Here is an 18185-nt window from a genome sequence, read left to right as displayed (position 1 = left end):
CGAGACGTGCAGATCCTGCCGTACGGCGCCTGGCCGTCCCCCCTCGACGCCCGTCTGGCCGCCGCGCACGACGGACGCCCCGAGTACGTCGGTTTCGTCGGCGAGGAGGTGTGGTGGACGGCGCCCCGTCCCGCCGAGGACGGCCGGCGCACCCTCGTGCGACGGCGCGGGGACGGTACGGAGGAGTCCGTCCTGCCGGCGCCGTGGAACGTGCGCAGCAGGGTCTTCGAGTACGGCGGCCGGCCCTGGGCGGGCCAGGTGCGCGACGGCCGGACGCTGGTGGTGTTCGCGCACTTCGCCGACCAGCGGCTGTACGCCTTCGAGCCGGGCGGTGAGCCCCGGCCGCTGACCCCGGTGTCGGAGGTGGGCGGCGGACTGCGCTGGGTGGAACCGCAGGTGCTGCTCGAGCGCGGTGAGGTGTGGTGCGTGCTGGAGGAGTTCACCGGCGACGGCCCCACCGACGTGCGCCGGGTGCTGGCCGCCGTTCCGTTGGACGGGTCGGCGGCGGCGGACCGCGCTGCGGTGCGGGAACTCACCGACGACCGGCGGCGGTTCGTCACGGGGGCCAGGCTGTCGCCCGACGGGCGGCGGGCCGCGTGGCTGGCCTGGGACCATCCGCGGATGCCGTGGGACGGGACGGAGGCGCTGGTCGCCGAGGTCGGCGCCGACGGCACGCTCGGGGCGCCCCGGGTGGTGGCCGGCGGACCGGAGGAGTCGATCGCGCAGGTCGACTGGTCGACCGATGGCTGTCTACTGTATACAAGCGACCGTACGGGCTGGTGGAACCTGTATCGGGACCACCAGCCCGTCTGTCCGCGCGAGGAGGAGTTCGGCGGAGCCCTCTGGAAGCCCGGTCACCGCTGGTTCGCCCCGCTGGCCGACGGGCTCGTCGCCGTCGTGCACGGTCGCGGGGCCGCCGCGCTCGGCGTTCTCGACCCCGAGACCGGCGAGGTCGTCGACGCGGCCGGACCCTGGACCGAGTTCGCCCCCACCCTCGCCGTGCACGGCGAGCGAGTCGTCGCCGTCGGCGCCAGCCCCCGCAGCGCCTACGAGGTCGTCGAACTGGACACCCGCCGCCACACCGCGACGGGTCCGCGCGCGGGCGCCCCCGCCGGCCGCGCCCGCGTGATCGGCGCCGAGCACGACGACACCGTGGACCCCGCCCACTACCCCGAACCCCAGATCCGCGCCTTCACCGGCCCCGACGGCCGCGACATCCACGCCCACGTCTACCCGCCGCACAACCCCGGCTGCGTGGCCCCCGGCGCCGAGCTGCCCCCGTACGTGATCTGGGCGCACGGCGGGCCCACCGACCGCTCACCGCTCGTACTGGATCTGGAGATCGCCTACTTCACCTCCCGGGGCATCGGCGTCGCCGAGGTCAACTACGGGGGGTCGACCGGATACGGGCGTGAGTACCGGGACCGGCTGCGCGGGCAGTGGGGTGTGGTCGACGTCGAGGACTGCGCGGCGGTCGCCCTCGCCCTCGCCGACGAGGGCACCGCCGACCGCGACCGGCTGGCCATCCGCGGCGGCAGCGCCGGCGGGTGGACCGCCGCCGCCTCGCTGGCCGGCACCGACATCTACGCCTGCGGCACGATCATCTACCCCGTCCTCGACCTCACGGCCTGGGCGACGGGGGAGACCCACGACTTCGAGTCGCGCTACCTCGACACCCTGGTCGGGCCCCTCGACCAGGTGCCCGCCCGCTACGCGGAACGCTCACCCGTCGAGCACGCCGACCGGATCGACGTACCGTTCCTGCTGCTCCAGGGTCTCGACGACGTGATCTGCCCGCCCGCCCAGGCCGAACGGCTCCTCGCCCGCATCGCGGGACGCGGCATCCCGCACGCCTACATCGCCTTCGAGGGCGAGGGGCACGGCTTCCGGCGGGCCGAGACGGTGGTCCGCGCCCTGGAGGCCGAACTGTCCCTGTACGCGCAGGTGTTCGGGCTGAGCACGCCCGGTGTCCCCACCCTGGAGCTGACGAAGTGAACGAACTCCTGCGGCCGCCCCGGCTCGCCCCCGGTGCCCGGGTGGCGGTCGTCGCGCCCAGCGGACCCGTCGCCGAGGAACGGCTCCAGGCCGGCCTCGACCTGCTGCGCGGCTGGGACCTCGACCCGTTCGCCGCACCGCATGTCCTGGACCGGCACGGCCGGTTGGACTACCTGGCCGGCACCGACGCCGACCGGGCCGCCGACCTTCAGCGCGCCTGGTGCGACCCGTCCGTCGACGCGGTGATCTGCGCGCGCGGCGGCTACGGCGCCCAGCGCATGGTCGACCTGCTCGACTGGGAGGCCATGCGGGCAGCCGGGCCGAAGGTCTTCCTCGGCTTCAGCGACAGCACCGCCCTGCACGAGGCGTTCGCCGTCCGCCTCGGCCTGGCCACGCTGTACGGGCCGGTCGCCGCCGGCGTCGACTTCGTGAAGAACGCCCGCGCACAGGAACACCTGCGGGCCACCCTGTTCGCCCCGGAGACCGTCCGCACCCTCACCTCCGCCGGGACCGCCCTCGCCCCCGGCCGGGCCCGCGGCGTCACCCTCGGCGGCTGCCTCGCCCTGCTCGCCACGGGCTACGGCGCCCCGTGCTCCCGGTCCGGCGCCCGCGGCGGGCTGCTCCTCCTGGAGGACGTGGGGGAGCGGCCGTACGCCGTCGACCGGGCGCTCACCCAACTCCTGCGCACCGGCTGGCTGGACGGCGTCGCCGGGATCGCCCTGGGGTCCTGGGCGCAGTGCGGGCCCTACGAGGAACTGCGGCCGGTGCTGGCCGACCGGCTCGGCGGGCTCGGCGTGCCGGTGGTGGAGGAACTCGGCTTCGGCCACTGCGACGGCGCTCTGACGGTGCCCTTCGGGGTCGCCGCCGAACTCGACGCGGAGGCGGGCACGCTCACCCTCGACGCACCCGCGCTGAGCTGACCCACGGCCCCGGCCGCGCTCAGAGCTGACCCCCGGCCCCGGTCCCTCGCCGGGACGGCCACGTCGCGCCGACGGGGGCACCGCCCCCCGAGAGGGCCGCCCCGCATACCGGCGTGCGTCCCGGCCCGACTCCGAGACGCTGCCCCGCATGCCGGGGCGCGGTTGCGGCCCGTCCCCGGCAGGGCCGTCGCGCGTCCGCACGCACTCGACCCGGCCCGCCGCCCGAAGGCAGTCCCGGCCCGCTTCGAGAACACCGGCGCCAGCCGGATCAGGCTGTTGGTCCCCGAGGTGACGGTGACGGTGCCGCTGTGGACGGCGATGCCCGCCACCGGGGCCGTCGGCGCGCTCTGCGGCGCGTACGTGGTCAAACGGCGCGGCTGACCCCGTCGTACGCTGGCCCGATGCCGCACATCACATCCCGCCACCTCGCCGAGGGCCCGCGCGTGGGCGTACGTCACTTCACCCACGCCGACGCGGACGAGTTCACCGCCCGGGTGCGGGAGAGCAGGGACCTGCACCGTCCGTGGCTGTTCCCGCCCGCCACCACCGAGGCCTACCGGGCGTACGCGGGACGGCTGATCGAGGACCCCACGAAGGCCGGATTCCTCGTGTGCACCCTCGACGACGGGGCCGTCGCCGGGTTCATCAACATCAACAACATCGTCGGAGGCGGTTTCCAGTGCGGTGCGCTCGGCTACGGCGCCTTCGCCCACGCGGCCGGCCGAGGACTGATGCGCGAGGGCCTCGACCTCGTGGTGGCGCACGCCTTCGGGCCGATGCGGCTGCACCGACTGGAGATCAACGTGCAGCCCGGCAACGCGGCCTCGATCGCCCTGGCGCGGGCCTGCGGGTTTCGCCTGGAGGGCTTCTCCCCGAAGATGATCTACGTCGACGGGGACTGGCGCGACCACGAGCGGTGGGCGCTCACCGCCGAGATGCGCTTCCCGCGTGCCCCGGGCGACCCGCGCTCGGGGTCCGCCCGCCCTTCCGGTTGATCTTCATCGTGTCGAGGTCCGTGACCGTCGACCTCAGGCCGGTGAAGCCGAAGCCCAGCTCCCGCAGTGCCGTCTCGGCGCGTTCCTCGGCGAGCGCGCCCGCCATCTCCTCGCCGTCCGCCGCGTCCGAGACCACCACGTAGCGCAGCGAGAAGTGCTTCAGCGGCGACGGCTCGTACGACAGCGAGCCCTCCTCGGTGAACCGCATGCTCGTGAGGCCGTGGTCGGCGGCATCGGCGAGCAGCCGGGCGCGTGCCGCCTCGGTCAGGCCGTCCCAGGTGCCCCGGACGATGACCCGGTAGATGTGCTGCTCGGTCGTCTGCTCGCTCACCGCGTCCGCTCCTTCGTGTTCCGAGTGTTCCGCGTGTCCTGCGTGAAAGCCGTTGAACGCCCGACTGTACGTCGGCGAGGATGCCGGGCATGCGGAATTTCGTCGTGCTCGACGCCCCCTCCAACCTGGGGCTGCGCCCGCCCGCGCCCGGTACCGTGCCCGGCTGCCACAAGCTCGCCGGAGCCCTGCGCGATCAGGGGATGGTCAGGCGTCTCGGCGCCCTGGAGGGTGGAGTCGTCGTGCCGCCGCGCTACGACCGGGGGGGACTGGAAGGAGGGCGACGGCGTCTTCAACGCGGCCGCCCTCGCCTCCTACACCCGCCGGCTCGCCGACCGCGTCGAACGGCATGTGCGCGCGGGTGACTTCCCCGTCGTCCTCGGCGGCGACTGCTCGATCCAGCTGGGTGCCTCCCTCGCGCTGCGCCGCATCGGCCGGTACGGGCTGGCGGCCGTGGACGCCTCACCCGACTTCCGTCACCCCGGCAACTCGAGCGCGGCGGGCGGCGAGGAGGTCGCGCTGGCCACCGGACGCGGCCAGGAGGACCTCACCGACCTGGAGGGACTCAAGCCCTACCTGCGCGACGAGGACGTCCGCTTCTTCGGCATCCGCGACGAGTTCGCCGACGACACCGCAGAACTCGTCGCCCTGAAGATGCCCGTCGTCACCGTGGGCGAACTGCGCGAGTGGGGCCCGCAGGCGCTCGGCGACGCCACCGCACGCGCCTTCGACATCCCCGAACTCGACGGTTTCTGGGTGCACCTGGACGCCGACGTCCTCGACCCCACCGTCATGCCCGCCGTCGACAGTCCCGACCCGAACGGCCTTCTCCCCGACGAACTCGTCGCGCTGCTGCGGCCGCTGCTCGCCTCCCCGCGCTGCGCGGGCCTCAACGTCACCGTCTACGACCCCGACCTGGATCCCGACGGCATGGCCGGCGCGCTCCTCGCCGACCTCGTCGTGGCCGCCCTCGGCCGCGCCTGACCGCTGTCCGCCTCACGCCGGGCGGCGGTGCACGTACTCGTACACCGCGCCGTCCGGATGCCGTGCGATCAGATGGCGACCCACCGGGGTCGCCACCGGGCCGGCGATGATGTCCGCTCCCAGCTCGTCCAGCGTTTTGTGCGCCTCGTCGACGTCCGTCACGGCGATCGTCGCCGCGACCTTGCGCAGCACCTCCAGCTCGGTCGCGGGCCCGCTCATCAGCAGGAAGCAGCCCACCGCGGCGACCTGCACGCCGCCGCGCTCGAAGCGCAGCGCCGGGGTGCCCGAGAGGCGCTCGTAGAAGGGGACGGCGGCTTCCAGGTCGTCCACGCAGACACGCAAGGTGGCTCCCACAATGTTCATGCGGGGAAGCCTAGTTGGGCCCGGCGGAACGCGGATGTCCCTTCCGGCGGACCCGGCGCGCGATGCGGACGCGGGGCCGGAAACGGGTCGTACGGTCCGTTCGACGCGGGGTGCGCCACTCGCACGGCCCCTTCGACGCCGAGTGCACCGCCACAGCCCTCAGGGGTGCCTGGCGCAATCGAGGCCGTGCCGGGCGGCGGAGCGGGTCGGCCGGCCGCCGGCCGGGCTGCGGCGGTGACGGCCGGGTGCGCGGACGCCCCCGCGGCCCGCCGGCCCCGGCCCGGGGCGCCGTCGGGACCGGCCCGGGGCGCCGTCGGGACCGGCCCGCGAACTCACGGGAGCTGCGGCAGCACCTTCGTGCGGTAGAAGTCGAAGAAACCGCGCTGGTCGGGGCCGATCTGATTCACGTAGATCCGGTCGAAGCCCGCGTCGGCGAACGCCTTCAGCGCGCCGACGTGCTCCTCCACGTCGTCGCCGCACACCGTGTTGTCGGCCACCATCTCCTCCGTGATCAGCGGCTCGAGCTGCTCGAAGTGGCTCGGCGTGGGCAGGATCTGCCCCATCTCACCGGGCAGCAGTTGGTTGGACCACAGCCTGTGGACCGTACGGACGGCCTCGTCGCGGTCGGGGCCGTAGCAGACCTTCGTGCCGCCGCTGACGAGCTTGGCGCCGCCGCCGCCCTTGCGGAACTGTTCCACCATCGGCTCCTCCGGCATCATCGTGATGTAGCCGTCGCCGACGCGGGACGCGAGCGAGGTGGCCTTCGGGCCGAAGCCGGAGATGTCGATCGGGACCGGCTCGTCCGGGACCGTGTAGAGGCGGGCGTTCTCCACCGTGTAGTGGGTGCCGGCGTGGTTGACCTCCTCGCCGGTGAACAGCCGCCGCATGATCTGGATCGCCTCCTCCAGCATCTCCAGACGTACGTGCGCGGGCGGCCAGGCGTCGCCCAGGATGTGCTCGTTGAGCGCCTCGCCCGAGCCGACGCCGAGCCGGAAGCGGCCGTTCGTCATCACCGCGCTCGTCGCGGCGGCCTGCGCCACCACCGCCGGGTGCATGCGCACGGTCGGGCAGGTCACGGCCGTCTCGATGGGCAGCGACACCGCCTCCGACAGGGCGCCGATCACCGACCAGACGAACGGACTCTGACCCTGTGCGTCGTTCCACGGGTGATAGTGGTCGGAGATCCAGAGCGCCGTGAATCCGGCCTGCTCGGCCATCCGCGCCTGTTCGACGAGGTCCGCGGGGCCGAACTCCTCGCAGGACAGGAAATAGCCGTACTCGGGCATGGGGGGTACCTCCGCCGGGGGTGCGGTGGGTGGGCGGTCGCGGTCCGGGTTACCCGGCGCGCGGGCGGGAAACCGGGCACCGCGACGCAGGACCGGAGGGCCGCGGCGGACGTTTGGCGGGCCCGGCCGGGGGGACGCGGAAACCCCCGTACGACACACTTTCCCGCGACCTGCACGGCGTGGGGCCACCGGAGGCGAACGTGAGTCGACCCCGCATCGTGATCGTCGGAGCCGGCTTCGCCGGATACCGTACGGCCCGCACCCTCGCGCGGGCGGCCCGCGGCCGGGCCGACATCACCCTGGTGAACCCGACCGACTACTTCCTGTACCTGCCCCTGCTGCCCCAGGTGGCCGCGGGCATCCTCGAACCGCGCCGGGTCACCGTGTCCCTCGCCGGTACCCTGCCCGACGTGCGGCTGGTGCTCGGCGAGGCCGGACGCATCGACCTCGACGGGCGCACCGTGCACTACACCGACCCCGAGGGCGAGCCGGGCACCCTGGGCTACGACCGGCTGGTGCTGGCCGCCGGCAGCGTCAACAAACTGCTGCCCGTCCCCGGCGTCGCCGAGCACGCCCACGGCTTCCGCGGCCTGCCCGAGGCGCTCTACCTGCGCGACCACGTGACTCGGCAGGTCGAACTGGCCTCCTCCTCCGACGACGCCCCGCTCTGCTCGGCACGCTGCACGTTCGTGGTGGTCGGCGCCGGCTACACCGGCACCGAAGTCGCCGCTCAGGGGCAGCTGTTCACCGACGCGCTGGTGCGCGCCCACCCCCTGCGCAGGGGCATGCGACCGCGCTGGCTGCTCCTCGACGTCGCCGACCGGGTCCTGCCCGAGCTGGACGAGCGGCTCTCCGGCACCGCCGACCGGGTGCTGCGCGAGCGCGGCGTCGACGTGCGGATGGGGACCTCCGTGAAGGAGGCCACGCGGGACGGAGTCCTGCTCACCGACGGCGAGTTCGTCGACACCCGCACCCTGGTGTGGTGCGTGGGCGTACGGCCCGACCCCCTCGCGGAATCCCTCGGACTGCCCATGGAGCGCGGGCGGCTCCTCGTCGAGCCGACCCTTCAGGTGCCCGGCAGGCCAGAGGTGTTCGCGTGCGGTGACGCCGCCGCCGTGCCCGATCTGGAGAAGCCGGGGGCGTACACGCCGATGACGGCGCAGCACGCCTGGCGGCAGGGCAAGGTCGCCGCTCACAACATCGCCGCCTCGCTGACCGGGCGCGAGCTGCGGCCCTACCGGCACAAGGACCTGGGCTTCGTCGTCGACCTCGGCGGGGTCAAGGCGGCCGCCAACCCGCTGGGTGTCCCCCTGTCGGGCCTGGCGGCCGGCGCGGTCACCCGCGGATACCACCTGGCCGCCATGCCCGGCAACCGCGTGCGCGTGGCGGCCGACTGGCTGCTGGAAGCCGTACTGCCGCGTCAGGCCGTCCAGTTGGGCCTCGTACGGTCCTGGTCGGTACCGCTCGACACCGCGTCGCCGGAGGTGGCGCGGGTACCGGACGGACGGGAACGGCAGGCGGCGTCCGGGGGATCCGGCGCCCCCGTCGGCGGGCAGAAGGCCGTCGGCGGAGGCGGTGGCGACGACATCTCCCGGACCATCACCTCGCCGACGCCCGAGCCGGTCAAGAGCGAGCCGGCCAGGAACAGGGACCGGCCGGGGCGGGGGGCCGCCGAGAACCAGCCCGGCCCGAAGCCCGCGAGGAACCGGCCGCGCCCCGCCCCTCAGGAGGGAGACCACTGACCCGATGGACACCGCCGAACTCACCGAACTCGGACAGCAGTTGCGGGTGGACAGCGTCCGCGCCTCCGCCGCCGCCGGGTCCGGGCACCCGACGTCCTCCATGTCCGCCGCGGACCTGGTGGCCGTGCTGCTGGCGAACCACCTCCGCTACGACTTCGACCGCCCCGCCCACCCGGCCAACGACCGTTTCGTCCTCTCCAAGGGCCACGCCTCCCCGCTGCTGTACGCGGCGTACAAGGCGGCCGGAGCCATCGACGACGGCGAACTCCTCACCTTCCGCGAACTGGGCAGCCGCCTCGAAGGGCACCCCACCCCGCAGCGCCTTCCCTGGGTCGAGACGGCCACCGGCTCCCTCGGCCAGGGGCTGCCCGTGGCCGTCGGCATCGCCCTCGCGGGCAAGCGGCTGGACCGCTGCGACCACCGGGTGTGGGTGCTGTGCGGGGACAGCGAGATGGCGGAGGGTTCGGTGTGGGAGGCCGCCGAACACGCGGGCCACGAGCGCTTGGACAACCTCACGGTGATCGTCGACGTCAACCGGCTCGGCCAGCGCGGCCCCACCCGGCACGGTCACGACCTCCACGCGTACGCCCGCCGCTTCCGGGCCTTCGACTGGCACACCGTGGAGGTGGACGGACACGACGTGGACGCCGTCGACCGCGCGTACGGCGAGGCGATCTCGACCAGGGGACAGCCCACCGCGATCCTCGCCCGCACCCTGAAGGGCAAGGGCGTCGAGGCCGTTCAGGACCGCGAGGGCCTGCACGGCAAGCCGCTGCCGGACGCGGACGAGGCGATCGCGGAACTCGGCGGGATCCGCGACCTGCGCGTGCGGGTGCACGAGCCGCCCGCCACCCGCATGCTGCACTCCGTGCCCACCGGCCGTCTCGACCTGCCCCGCTGGGAGAAGGGCGACCCCGACAAGGGCGTCGCCACCCGCGACGCCTTCGGGCAGGCCCTCGCCGCCCTCGGCACGGCCCGCGGCGACATCGTGGCCCTCGACGGCGAGGTCGGCGACTCCACCCGCACCGAGTTCTTCGCCGAGGAGCACCCCGACCGCTTCTTCGAGTGCTACATCGCCGAACAGCAGCTCGTCGCCACCGCGGTCGGCATGGCCGCGCGCGGCCGGGTGCCGTACGCCTCCACGTTCGCGGCCTTCCTGACCCGGGCGCACGACTTCGTGCGCATGGCGGCCATCAGCGGCGCCGGGATCAACCTGGTCGGCTCGCACGCCGGAGTGGCCATCGGACAGGACGGGCCCTCGCAGATGGGGCTGGAGGACCTGGCGATGTTCCGGGCCGTGCACGGCTCCACCGTCCTTCACCCCTGCGACGCCAACCAGACCGCCCGGCTGGTCGCCACCATGGCCGGGCTCGACGGCATCCGCTACCTGCGCACCTCGCGCGGCGAGAGTCCGGTGATCTACGGTCCCGACGAGGAGTTCCCCGTCGGCGGCAGCAAGGTGCTGCGATCCTCCGTCGGCGACCGGCTGACCGTCGTCGCGGCCGGTGTCACCGTGCACGAGGCGCTGAAGGCCGCCGACGCCCTCGACGCCGACGGCATCCAGGTCCGGGTGATCGACCTGTACTCGGTCAAGCCCGTCGACCGGGCAACGCTGCGGCGGGCCGCCGAGGAGACCGGCTGTCTCCTCACCGTGGAGGACCACCACGAGGAGGGCGGCCTCGGCGACGCGGTCCTGGACGCCTTCACCGACGGACGTCCCGTGCCCCGCCTGGTGCGGCTGGCCGTGCGCACGATGCCGGGCTCGGCGAGCCCCGACGAACAGCTGCACGCGGCCGGCATCGACGCCGACTCGATCGCCGCCTCGGCACGGCTGCTGGTGGAGACGGCGGTCGTCCCGTGAGCGACGGAGCCCGTCGGTCGCGGGACGACGTCCGCACCGTGCGAGCGGGACGCCGCACCGTCGAGGTCCACCGGCCGGACAAGGTCCTCTTTCCGGCCGGTGCCGACGGCGAGGAGTACACCAAGGGCGACCTGGTGGCGTACTACCGGTCGGTGGCCGCTTTCATGCTGCCGCGGCTGCGCGGCCGGCCGCTGATGCTGGAGCGGCATCCGGACGGCCTCGACGGTCCCCGGTTCATGCAGAAGAACACCCCCGGCCACTACCCGGACTGGATCACGCGAGAGGAGGTCACCAAGGAGGACGGCACCGTCCTGCACACCGTGTGCGACGACTCCGCCACCCTGGTGTACCTCGCCGACCAGGCCTGCATCACCCCGCACCGCTGGCTGTCGCGGGCCGGCCGGGTCGATCGCCCGGACCTGATGATCTTCGACCTGGATCCGTCCGGCGACGACTTCGACGCCGTGCGCGAGGCGGCCCGGCGCCTGGGCGAACTGCTCGACGAGGTGCGGCTGCCGTCCGCCCTGATGACCACCGGCTCACGCGGACTGCACGTCGTCGTCCCCCTGAACGGACAGCACGGCTTCGACGAGGTGCGCGCCTTCGCCCGGGACGCCGCCGACCTGCTCGCCGCCGAGCACCCCGACAGGCTGACCACCGCCGCCCGCAAGAAGGACCGCGGTGAGCGGCTCTACCTGGACGTGCAGCGCAACGGCTACGCACAGACCGCCGTCGCCCCCTTCTCCGTGCGGGCCCGCCCCGGCGCCCCCGTGGCCATGCCCATCCGCTGGGACCAGCTCGAGGACCCCGGCCTCGGGCCCCGCCGCTGGACCATCGCCGACGCCGTCGAGCAGGCCCGCACCAACCCCTGGTCCGGGGTGAGCGCCCGCGGCCGCGCCCTGGGTCCCGCCCGGCGCCGCCTCGACGCTCTGCGGGGCTGAAAGGCGTACCGCCCGTACGCAGGTCGTTCGACGCGGCGCAGACGCGTGCGCCGGTGAAGGTTTGGCCATGGTCCTTCCGGCCACACGGAAGGAAGAGGTGGCCATGTCGAACACAAGGAACACGGCAGACACACAAGCTGCACGGAAACCCCCGAAGGGCGGTTCCCCGACCGACGACCAGACCGAGGGCGAGGACGACACTGTGACGGACGACCGGCCGAAGCCCATGGAGGTGCTGCGCGAGGCGCGCGCCCAGCTCGCCGAGCTGACCGGCATGACCGCCGAGAGCGTCTCGTCCTTCACGCAGACCGAGGACGGCTGGTCCCTGGAGGTCGAGGTCCTCGAACTCGAGCGGGTGCCCGACACCATGAGCCTCATGGCGAGCTACGAGGTCGAACTCGACCCCGAGGGCCAGCTCACCGGCTACCGCCGCGTTCGCCGGTACGAACGTGGGCGGGCCGACGCGCACAGGCCCGGCGGCCGGTAGGCCGCTCGCCCGTCGTACGGCTTCAAAACCATTCACCACACAAGGAGGTGCGGTCGGAATGACCGTGGTCCCGGCACAACAGTCCGGTGGCGGAGGCGGCTCCAGCGGTCTCTACGACGTCCTGGAGCTCGTTCTCGACAGGGGGTTGGTGATCGACGCCTTCATACGGGTCTCCCTGGTCGGCATCGAGATCCTGAAGATCGACGTACGGGTCGTCGTCGCCAGCGTCGACACCTATTTGAGGTTCGCCGAGGCGTGCAACCGCCTGGACCTCGAGGCGGGCCCGCGCAAGAGCCCCGGCCTGCCCGAGATCGTCGGAGAGGTCACCGAGTCCGGTGCGCGCGGCAAGTCCAAGGGGGCTCTGTCCGGCGCGGCGGAGACCATATCCGGCGCGTTCAAGCAGGCCCGTGAGGAGAGCGAGTCCGAGTCCAGGCCGCGTCAGCGCAAGACCACGACCGCCCGCCGGAAGGAAGAGCAGGAGTGAGCACCTACGTCTACGGCATCACCGCCGCTTCGCACCCCTCCCGTCCGGAGGGTCTGAACGGTGTGGGAGAGCCTCCCCTGCCGGTACGGGTGCTGTACTCCGGCGACCTCGCGGCCGTCGTCAGCGACGCCCCGGAGAACCTGCGGCCCAAGCGCCGCGACCTCCTCGCCCACCAGACCGTTCTCGGTGAGGTCGGGGCGGACGGCTGCGTCCTGCCCATGCGGTTCGGCAGCATCGCCCCGGACGACGACGCGGTCACGGGTGTGCTCACCGAGCGCGCCGAGCACTACCTGGAGCGGCTGCGGGCTCTCGAGAACAAGGTCGAGTACAACGTGAAGGCCTCCCACGTCGAGGAGGCCGTGCTGCACCAGGTGATGGCGGACAGCCCCGAACTGCGTGCGCGGGCCGAGGCGAACCGGCAGGCCGGCGGCGGCTCGTACGAGCAGAAGCTCCAGCTCGGCGAGATGGTGGCGGCCGCGGTCAAGGCCCGTGAGGCCGAGGACGCGGCGGAGGTCCACCGGGTGCTGGAACCCCTCGCGGCGAGCGTCGAGGCGGGCCCCGAGTCCACCGGCTGGCTCGCCAACGTCTCGTTCCTCGTGGACCGCGACGAGGCCGCACGGTTCCTCGAAGCGGCGGAGGACCTCCGCCGGAGCCGCCCCCATCTTGAGGTGCGGGTGAACGGCCCGCTGCCTCCGTACAGCTTCGTCGAGCCCGGCCCCGCGAAGCCCGCCGTGCCGGCGACGCAGTAGCGGGGCCCGGACACGAAGAGCAGGGAGAGGGAGATGGGCCTGATCTCAGAGGTGTTGCTGTTGCCGTTCGCCCCGGTGCGCGGCAGCGGCTGGGTGATCCAGCAGGTCGTTCAGGAGGCCGAGCGGATCTATTACGACCCCGCCACCGTTCGGGCCGAACTCTCCCGGCTCGAGGAGCGATTGGAGGCCGGAGAGATCACGGACGAGGAGTTCGACCGGATGGAGGACGAACTCCTCGACCGGCTGGACATCGCCATGCACAGGAGCACGGGAACCGACGACGGGACAGCACGATGAACCGAGTGGGACTGGGCCTCGCGATCGGGGCCGGATACGTCCTCGGACGTAAGAAGAAGATGAAACTGGCGCTCGCCGTCGGCTCGATGGTCGCCGGCAAGAAGCTGAACCTGACTCCGCGCGGTGTGGCAGACCTGGTGTCCCAGCAATTGAAGGACAACCCGCAGTTCAAGGAGATCGGCGAGCAGCTCCGCGGTGAACTGCGCGGCGCCGGCAAGGCCGCCTCCGGCGCCTTGGTCGAGCGGCAGATGAGCGCGCTCGCGGACCTGCTGCACAGCCGCACCGACCGGGTGCGCGACCAACTCGACGGCGCCGTCCCCGATGCGCCTGGCAAGAAGTCGCGGGACGAGTCGGACGACGAGGACGACGAGGACGACGAGAACGAGGAGCCGGAGTCCGCGCGCGACGAGGACGACGGCGTCGACGAGGATGCCGAGGACCGGGCCGACGACGGTGAGGCGGCCGAGGACGACGGCGTCGACGAGGATGCCGAGGACCGGGCCGACGACGAGGACGTCGACGAGGACGAGGATGCCGAGGACCGGGCCGACGAGGCCGAGGATGACGAGGAGGAGCCGCCGCGCAAGAAGGCGGCGGCCGAGAAGACCGCGAAGAAGGCACCAGCCAAGAAGGCGCCCGCGCGCGGGACGGCCCCGAGGAAGACCGCCGGGTCGGACCGCAGGACGGCCGCGAAGACCGCATCGCGGACCCGGCGGGCGAAGGGAGGCGGTGAGTGATGACCGAGACACTCGGATCGGCCACGTCCACGGCAGGCAAGACGGCCGGTGAGTCGGCGGGCAAGGCCACCGGCGGCAACCCGCTGACGGACCTCGCGCAGAGCGAGGCCGCGGACCGGCTGAAGGCGGAGGCGCAGGAGTATCTCGCCGCGCAGGCCCAGCGCGTGCTGGTCGGCGTCGGCCGCAAGCTCGGCGAGACCACCGGCAAACTGAACGACATCGCTGAGGGCAAGAGTCCCGGCCTTGCCAAGACGGCCCTCGACGGAGGTCGCAAGCTGGCCGAGGGCAAGAGCCCGATGCGCACCGCGATGGAACTCGGCGTCTCGCGCGCCAAGGACAAGGTGACAGGCGCCCTGAAGAACCTCGGGGGCGGCAAGGGCAAGCGCAAGGGCGGGTCCGGCTCCAAGCCCACCGTCATCATGGAACAGATCGACGTCGCCGTGCCGCTGCGCACCGCCTACGACCAGTGGACCAAGTACCAGGACTTCAGCACTTTCGCCAAGGGCGTCAAGAGCGCGAGCCGCGCCGACGACACCACCAGTGACTGGCAGCTCAAGGTCTTCTGGTCGAACAGGAGCTGGAAGGCCAAGACCAACGAGCAGATCCCGGACGACCGGATCTCCTGGACGTCCGAGGGCGCCAAGGGCACCACCAAGGGTGTCGTCTCCTTCCACCGGATCGCCGACAACCTCACCCGCGTCGTGCTGGTCATCGAGTACTACCCCACGGGTTTCTTCGAGAAGACCGGCAACATCTGGCGCGCCCAGGGCCGTCGCGCCCGCCTCGACCTCAAGAACTTCGCCCGCTTCATCACCCTCAAGGGAGAGGCGGAGGACGGCTGGCGCGGCGAGATCCGCGACGGTGAGGTCGTCCGCTCCCACGAGGACGCCCTCGCCGAGGAGGAGCGCGAGTCCGAGGAGAAGAACGAGTCTGAGTCGGAGGAGGGGAACGAGCCCGAGGAGGGGAACGAGCCCGAGGACAAGAGCGACTCCGCGGAATCCGCCGAGGAGGAGTACCACGACGAGGACGAGCCGGAGGAGGAGTACGACGAGGAGGAGGAACCCGAGGGCGAGTACGAGGAGGACGAGGAGGAGGGTGAGCCCGAAGAAGGGGCGGAGCCCGAGGCCGAGGCCGACGAGTACGACGAGGAAGACGCCACGGAGGACGAGGACAGGAGTCGTCGATGAGCATGCCGAGCCGGATGCCGGAACCGTACGGCCAGAGCGGCGGCGCCAACCTCGCGGACATCCTGGAACGGGTCCTCGACAAGGGCATCGTCATCGCCGGTGACATCCGGATCAACCTGCTCGACATCGAACTGCTCACGATCAAGCTCCGCCTCATCGTCGCATCGGTCGACAAGGCCAAGGAGATGGGCATCGACTGGTGGGAGGACGACCCGGCGCTGTCCACCCGTGCCAGACGCGACCAGCTCACTCGGGAGAACGCCGAGCTGCGTGAGCGGCTGGCACGGCTGGAGGAACTGGAGCCGGGTCGTGCCCGCACCACGGAGGAGTCCTCATGACCGGACTGCGGTACGTGTACGCCGTCTGCCGGCCCGTCGGCGCGCCTCTTCAGGCCGAGCTGACGGGCGTGGCGGGCGCACCGGCCAAGATGCTGCACCACCACGGCCTGATCGCCGTCGTCAGCGACGTACCCGCACAGGACTTCGCCGAGGAGCCGCTCCGCGCCCATCTGGAGGACCTGGACTGGCTGGCCGCGACGGCGCGCGGACACCAGCAGGTGATCGACGGACTCACGGCGGTCACCACGCCGCTGCCGCTGCGGCTCGCCACCGTCTTCCGCGACGACAGCGGCGTCCGCGTGATGATGGAGGAACGCGAGGAGTTCTTCCGGCGCACCCTGGACCGGCTGGAGGGGCGCGTCGAATGGGGCGTGAAGGTCTATGTCGAGCCCACGGGCGAGACCGGTCCGGAAGCCGCGGCGGCTAAGCCCGCCTCGGGGCGGGACTATCTCCTCCAGCGGCGCATGAAGGCGAGGGCCCACGAGGACACCTGGCAGCGGGCGGAACGGTTCGCCGGCCGGCTGCACTCCCTGCTCTCGGAACACGCGGACGCGGCCCGCCTCCACGCACCGCAGAACCCCGCTCTTTCCCGGGCCTCGGGACAGAACGTGCTCAATGCCGCCTATCTCGTGCCCCGGGCGGAATCCGAGGAATTCGTGGAACTCGTGGACCGCACGAAGGGTGAGGAACCCGGAATGCGCGTCGAGCTCACGGGACCGTGGGCGGCGTACTCCTTCGTGGAGCCCGCGGCGGAGGAGGGCGCGGAGAGCGGTGTGGGGAGTGCCGGCAGCACGGGCGAGGAGGGCTCATGACGGTCGTGGAACGCCGCGAGGTGGCCCTCGTCGACCTGCTCGACCGGCTGCTGGCCGGCGGGGTCGTCATCAAGGGCGACATCACCTTGCGGATCGCGGACGTCGACCTGGTCCGCATCGATCTGAACGCCCTGATCAGCTCCGTGAACGAGAATGTTCCGTCGCCCTGGGAGGACCTCTCGTGACAACGCCGCCCGAGCGTCACGTCGACCTCGAACCCGACACGGTCGAGCGTGATCTGATCAAGCTCGTCCTGACCGTCGTCGAGCTGCTGCGCCAGCTCATGGAACGGCAGGCGCTGCGCCGCTTCGACCAGGGCGACCTGTCCGAGGAGCAGGAGGAGCGGATCGGGCTCACGCTGATGCTGCTCGACGACCGGATGACGGAACTGCGCGACCGCTACGGGCTGCGGCCCGAGGACCTCAATCTGGACCTCGGGCCGCTCGGACCACTGCTGCCCCGGGAGTGAGGCGCCCGGCAGGACGCCGGTGAGGCTCCCAGGGTCACTTCACCACCTGTACCAGCGGCCCCGGCCACCGCCCGCGGTGCTCCCGCGCAACACGAATCCCAGGAGCCAGAGAACGAGAACCGCGATCGCGATCCACCACAGCACCTCCACCGCGAATCCGGCACCGAAAAGAATCAGCACCAGAAGCAGTACCAGCAGGATGGGAACCATAGCCTCGACCTCCTGGTGTCCGAGTTGCCCCGAATGCGCGAGTCAGGCATCTTTTCTGCACAGGGTCTCTCCGTGCAGCACGGCGAACCAGCCGTCCTCCCGCCGCCCCCACTCCCGCCAGGCCTCGGACACGGCCGCCAGCCGCCCGGCGTCGGCGTGCCCGCCCCCGATGGCGCGTTCCGCGTAGGCGGAGGCCAGGGTGCGGTCGGCCCACAGGCCGCTCCACCAGGCCCGCTCCTCGGCGGTGCTGAAGGTCCAGGTGGCGGAGGTGGCCGTGATGTCGGTGAAGCCCGCCTCCCGGGCCCAGGACTTCAGTCGGCGGCCGGCGTCGGGTTCCCCGCCGTTGGCGCGGGCCACCGTGCGGTACAGGTCCAGCCAGTCGTCCATCCCGGCGGAGGCGGGATACCAGGTCATGGCCGCGTAGTCCGAGTCGCGGACGGCGACGTATCCGCCGGGCCTGGTGACCCGCCGCATCTCGCGCAGCGCCTGCACGGGGTCGCCGACGTGCTGGAGCACCTGATGGGCGTGCGTCACGCAGAACGTGTCGTCCGGGTACTCCAGGGCGTGTACGTCGGCGGCCACGAAGTCGGTGTTGGCCGCACCGCGTTCGGAGGCCGTGGCCCGCGCCCGCTCCAGGATGCCGGGAGCGTGGTCGGCGCCGGTGACGTGCCCGTCGGGGACCAGTGCGGCCAGGTCGGCGGTGATCGTGCCCGGACCGCAGCCGATGTCCAGGATCCTCATGTGCGGCTTCAGTGAACCGAGCAGATACGCCGCCGAGTTGGCGGCGGTCCGCCAGGTGTGCGACCGCAGCACCGACTCGTGGTGGCCGTGGGTGTAGACGGCGGTCTCCCGTGCTTCCGGCATGGCTCAGCCCTTTCTCGACGACCCGGCCCCCGGGCTCGACGGAGCCTGGGCCTGAGGGGTGTCACCGTACGTGCGCGGTCGCATGTTGAGACACTTCGTTCTGGCATATGGACTGACGACCTGTCAGGAAACTGCG

The 18185-nt window shown here is 72.4% G+C and carries 22 protein-coding genes and 1 pseudogene; 18 read left to right on the top strand and 5 right to left on the bottom strand.

Annotated features, from left to right (window positions below; all coding sequences use genetic code 11):
• The first annotated feature begins 6 nt into the window (after positions 1 to 6).
• The 4 genes from ACZ5Y0_RS21435 to ACZ5Y0_RS21420 all read left to right on the top strand — a co-directional run bounded on the left by ACZ5Y0_RS21435 (position 7) and on the right by ACZ5Y0_RS21420 (position 3910).
• A complete protein-coding gene (locus ACZ5Y0_RS21435; protein WP_469130273.1) occupies positions 7 to 1995 on the top strand; it encodes an LpqB family beta-propeller domain-containing protein in 1989 nt (662 codons plus the stop codon).
• Positions 1992 to 2915: a S66 peptidase family protein gene (locus ACZ5Y0_RS21430; RefSeq protein WP_469130272.1), complete on the top strand. Its 924-nt coding sequence runs from the start codon at positions 1992 to 1994 to the stop codon at positions 2913 to 2915. The genes ACZ5Y0_RS21435 and ACZ5Y0_RS21430 overlap by 4 nt, the downstream gene beginning before the upstream one ends.
• A gap of 162 nt (positions 2916 to 3077) precedes the next feature.
• Positions 3078 to 3296: a DUF1049 domain-containing protein gene (locus ACZ5Y0_RS21425; protein ID WP_469130271.1), complete on the top strand. Its 219-nt coding sequence runs from the start codon at positions 3078 to 3080 to the stop codon at positions 3294 to 3296.
• A 20-nt stretch (positions 3297 to 3316) separates the two neighbouring features.
• Positions 3317 to 3910, top strand: a complete 594-nt coding sequence (locus ACZ5Y0_RS21420; protein ID WP_469130270.1) for a GNAT family N-acetyltransferase — start codon at positions 3317 to 3319, stop codon at positions 3908 to 3910.
• Here ACZ5Y0_RS21420 and ACZ5Y0_RS21415 read toward each other — a convergent pair.
• Positions 3840 to 4241, bottom strand: coding sequence for a DUF6204 family protein (locus ACZ5Y0_RS21415; protein ID WP_469130269.1), 402 nt, complete (start codon positions 4239 to 4241; stop codon positions 3840 to 3842). The genes ACZ5Y0_RS21420 and ACZ5Y0_RS21415 overlap by 71 nt on opposite strands.
• 89 nt (positions 4242 to 4330) lie before the next feature.
• Here ACZ5Y0_RS21415 and ACZ5Y0_RS21410 point away from each other — a divergent pair.
• Positions 4331 to 5222 (top strand): annotated as a pseudogene (locus ACZ5Y0_RS21410) (arginase family protein).
• A 12-nt stretch (positions 5223 to 5234) separates the two neighbouring features.
• Here ACZ5Y0_RS21410 and ACZ5Y0_RS21405 read toward each other — a convergent pair.
• Positions 5235 to 5585, bottom strand: coding sequence for a VOC family protein (locus ACZ5Y0_RS21405; RefSeq protein WP_469130268.1), 351 nt, complete (start codon positions 5583 to 5585; stop codon positions 5235 to 5237).
• Positions 5586 to 5917: 332 nt separating this feature from the next.
• The gene (locus tag ACZ5Y0_RS21400; RefSeq protein WP_469130267.1) at positions 5918 to 6871 is read right to left on the bottom strand and encodes an LLM class F420-dependent oxidoreductase; all 954 of its coding nucleotides are present in this window, start codon (positions 6869 to 6871) and stop codon (positions 5918 to 5920) included.
• Positions 6872 to 7071: 200 nt separating this feature from the next.
• Here ACZ5Y0_RS21400 and ACZ5Y0_RS21395 point away from each other — a divergent pair, with 200 nt between their 5' ends.
• The 13 genes from ACZ5Y0_RS21395 to ACZ5Y0_RS21335 all read left to right on the top strand — a co-directional run bounded on the left by ACZ5Y0_RS21395 (position 7072) and on the right by ACZ5Y0_RS21335 (position 16975).
• A complete protein-coding gene (locus ACZ5Y0_RS21395) occupies positions 7072 to 8613 on the top strand; it encodes an NAD(P)/FAD-dependent oxidoreductase (protein WP_469130266.1) in 1542 nt (513 codons plus the stop codon).
• Positions 8614 to 8617: 4 nt separating this feature from the next.
• On the top strand, positions 8618 to 10474 hold the full coding sequence (locus tag ACZ5Y0_RS21390; RefSeq protein WP_469130265.1) for a transketolase: 1857 nt from the start codon (positions 8618 to 8620) through the stop codon (positions 10472 to 10474).
• Positions 10471 to 11415 (top strand): non-homologous end-joining DNA ligase, encoded by a 945-nt coding sequence (gene ligD, locus ACZ5Y0_RS21385; RefSeq protein WP_469130264.1) that lies wholly within the window; start codon positions 10471 to 10473, stop codon positions 11413 to 11415. The genes ACZ5Y0_RS21390 and ligD overlap by 4 nt, the downstream gene beginning before the upstream one ends.
• Before the next feature lie 103 nt (positions 11416 to 11518).
• The gene (locus ACZ5Y0_RS21380; RefSeq protein WP_469130263.1) at positions 11519 to 11902 is read left to right on the top strand and encodes a gas vesicle protein GvpO; all 384 of its coding nucleotides are present in this window, start codon (positions 11519 to 11521) and stop codon (positions 11900 to 11902) included.
• Positions 11903 to 11960: 58 nt separating this feature from the next.
• Entirely contained in the window at positions 11961 to 12386 is a 426-nt protein-coding gene (locus ACZ5Y0_RS21375) for a gas vesicle structural protein GvpA (protein WP_469130262.1), read from the top strand.
• On the top strand, positions 12383 to 13135 hold the full coding sequence (locus tag ACZ5Y0_RS21370) for a GvpL/GvpF family gas vesicle protein (protein ID WP_469130261.1): 753 nt from the start codon (positions 12383 to 12385) through the stop codon (positions 13133 to 13135). The genes ACZ5Y0_RS21375 and ACZ5Y0_RS21370 overlap by 4 nt, the downstream gene beginning before the upstream one ends.
• A 33-nt stretch (positions 13136 to 13168) precedes the next feature.
• Positions 13169 to 13432 (top strand): gas vesicle protein GvpG, encoded by a 264-nt coding sequence (locus ACZ5Y0_RS21365; RefSeq protein ID WP_469130260.1) that lies wholly within the window; start codon positions 13169 to 13171, stop codon positions 13430 to 13432.
• Entirely contained in the window at positions 13429 to 14169 is a 741-nt protein-coding gene (locus ACZ5Y0_RS21360; protein WP_469130259.1) for a DNA primase, read from the top strand. The genes ACZ5Y0_RS21365 and ACZ5Y0_RS21360 overlap by 4 nt, the downstream gene beginning before the upstream one ends.
• Positions 14169 to 15356, top strand: a complete 1188-nt coding sequence (locus ACZ5Y0_RS21355; RefSeq protein ID WP_469130258.1) for an SRPBCC family protein — start codon at positions 14169 to 14171, stop codon at positions 15354 to 15356. The genes ACZ5Y0_RS21360 and ACZ5Y0_RS21355 overlap by 1 nt, the downstream gene beginning before the upstream one ends.
• Complete coding sequence (locus tag ACZ5Y0_RS21350) at positions 15353 to 15694, top strand: gas vesicle protein (RefSeq protein WP_467518279.1); 342 nt, start codon at positions 15353 to 15355, stop codon at positions 15692 to 15694. Before ACZ5Y0_RS21355 ends, ACZ5Y0_RS21350 begins: the two co-directional genes overlap by 4 nt.
• The gene (locus tag ACZ5Y0_RS21345; protein ID WP_469130257.1) at positions 15691 to 16506 is read left to right on the top strand and encodes a GvpL/GvpF family gas vesicle protein; all 816 of its coding nucleotides are present in this window, start codon (positions 15691 to 15693) and stop codon (positions 16504 to 16506) included. Before ACZ5Y0_RS21350 ends, ACZ5Y0_RS21345 begins: the two co-directional genes overlap by 4 nt.
• Positions 16503 to 16691 (top strand): gas vesicle protein, encoded by a 189-nt coding sequence (locus tag ACZ5Y0_RS21340; protein WP_469130256.1) that lies wholly within the window; start codon positions 16503 to 16505, stop codon positions 16689 to 16691. Before ACZ5Y0_RS21345 ends, ACZ5Y0_RS21340 begins: the two co-directional genes overlap by 4 nt.
• Entirely contained in the window at positions 16688 to 16975 is a 288-nt protein-coding gene (locus ACZ5Y0_RS21335) for a gas vesicle protein K (protein WP_469130255.1), read from the top strand. The genes ACZ5Y0_RS21340 and ACZ5Y0_RS21335 overlap by 4 nt, the downstream gene beginning before the upstream one ends.
• A gap of 39 nt (positions 16976 to 17014) precedes the next feature.
• Here the strand turns inward: ACZ5Y0_RS21335 and ACZ5Y0_RS21330 are convergent, their stop codons facing one another.
• Together ACZ5Y0_RS21330 and ACZ5Y0_RS21325 are read right to left on the bottom strand one after the other, a co-directional pair.
• Positions 17015 to 17185 carry a hydrophobic protein gene (locus tag ACZ5Y0_RS21330; protein ID WP_469130254.1) on the bottom strand — a complete coding sequence of 57 codons (171 nt, stop codon included), beginning with the start codon at positions 17183 to 17185 and terminating at the stop codon, positions 17015 to 17017.
• A 42-nt stretch (positions 17186 to 17227) separates the two neighbouring features.
• Positions 17228 to 18049: a methyltransferase domain-containing protein gene (locus tag ACZ5Y0_RS21325; RefSeq protein WP_469130253.1), complete on the bottom strand. Its 822-nt coding sequence runs from the start codon at positions 18047 to 18049 to the stop codon at positions 17228 to 17230.
• Positions 18050 to 18185: the final 136 nt, after the last annotated feature.

This window comes from Streptomyces sp. NPDC033216 (assembly GCF_055577115.1).
Note: the sequence above shows the minus strand (reverse complement) of the source record. Positions and strands in the feature narration are given on the sequence as shown.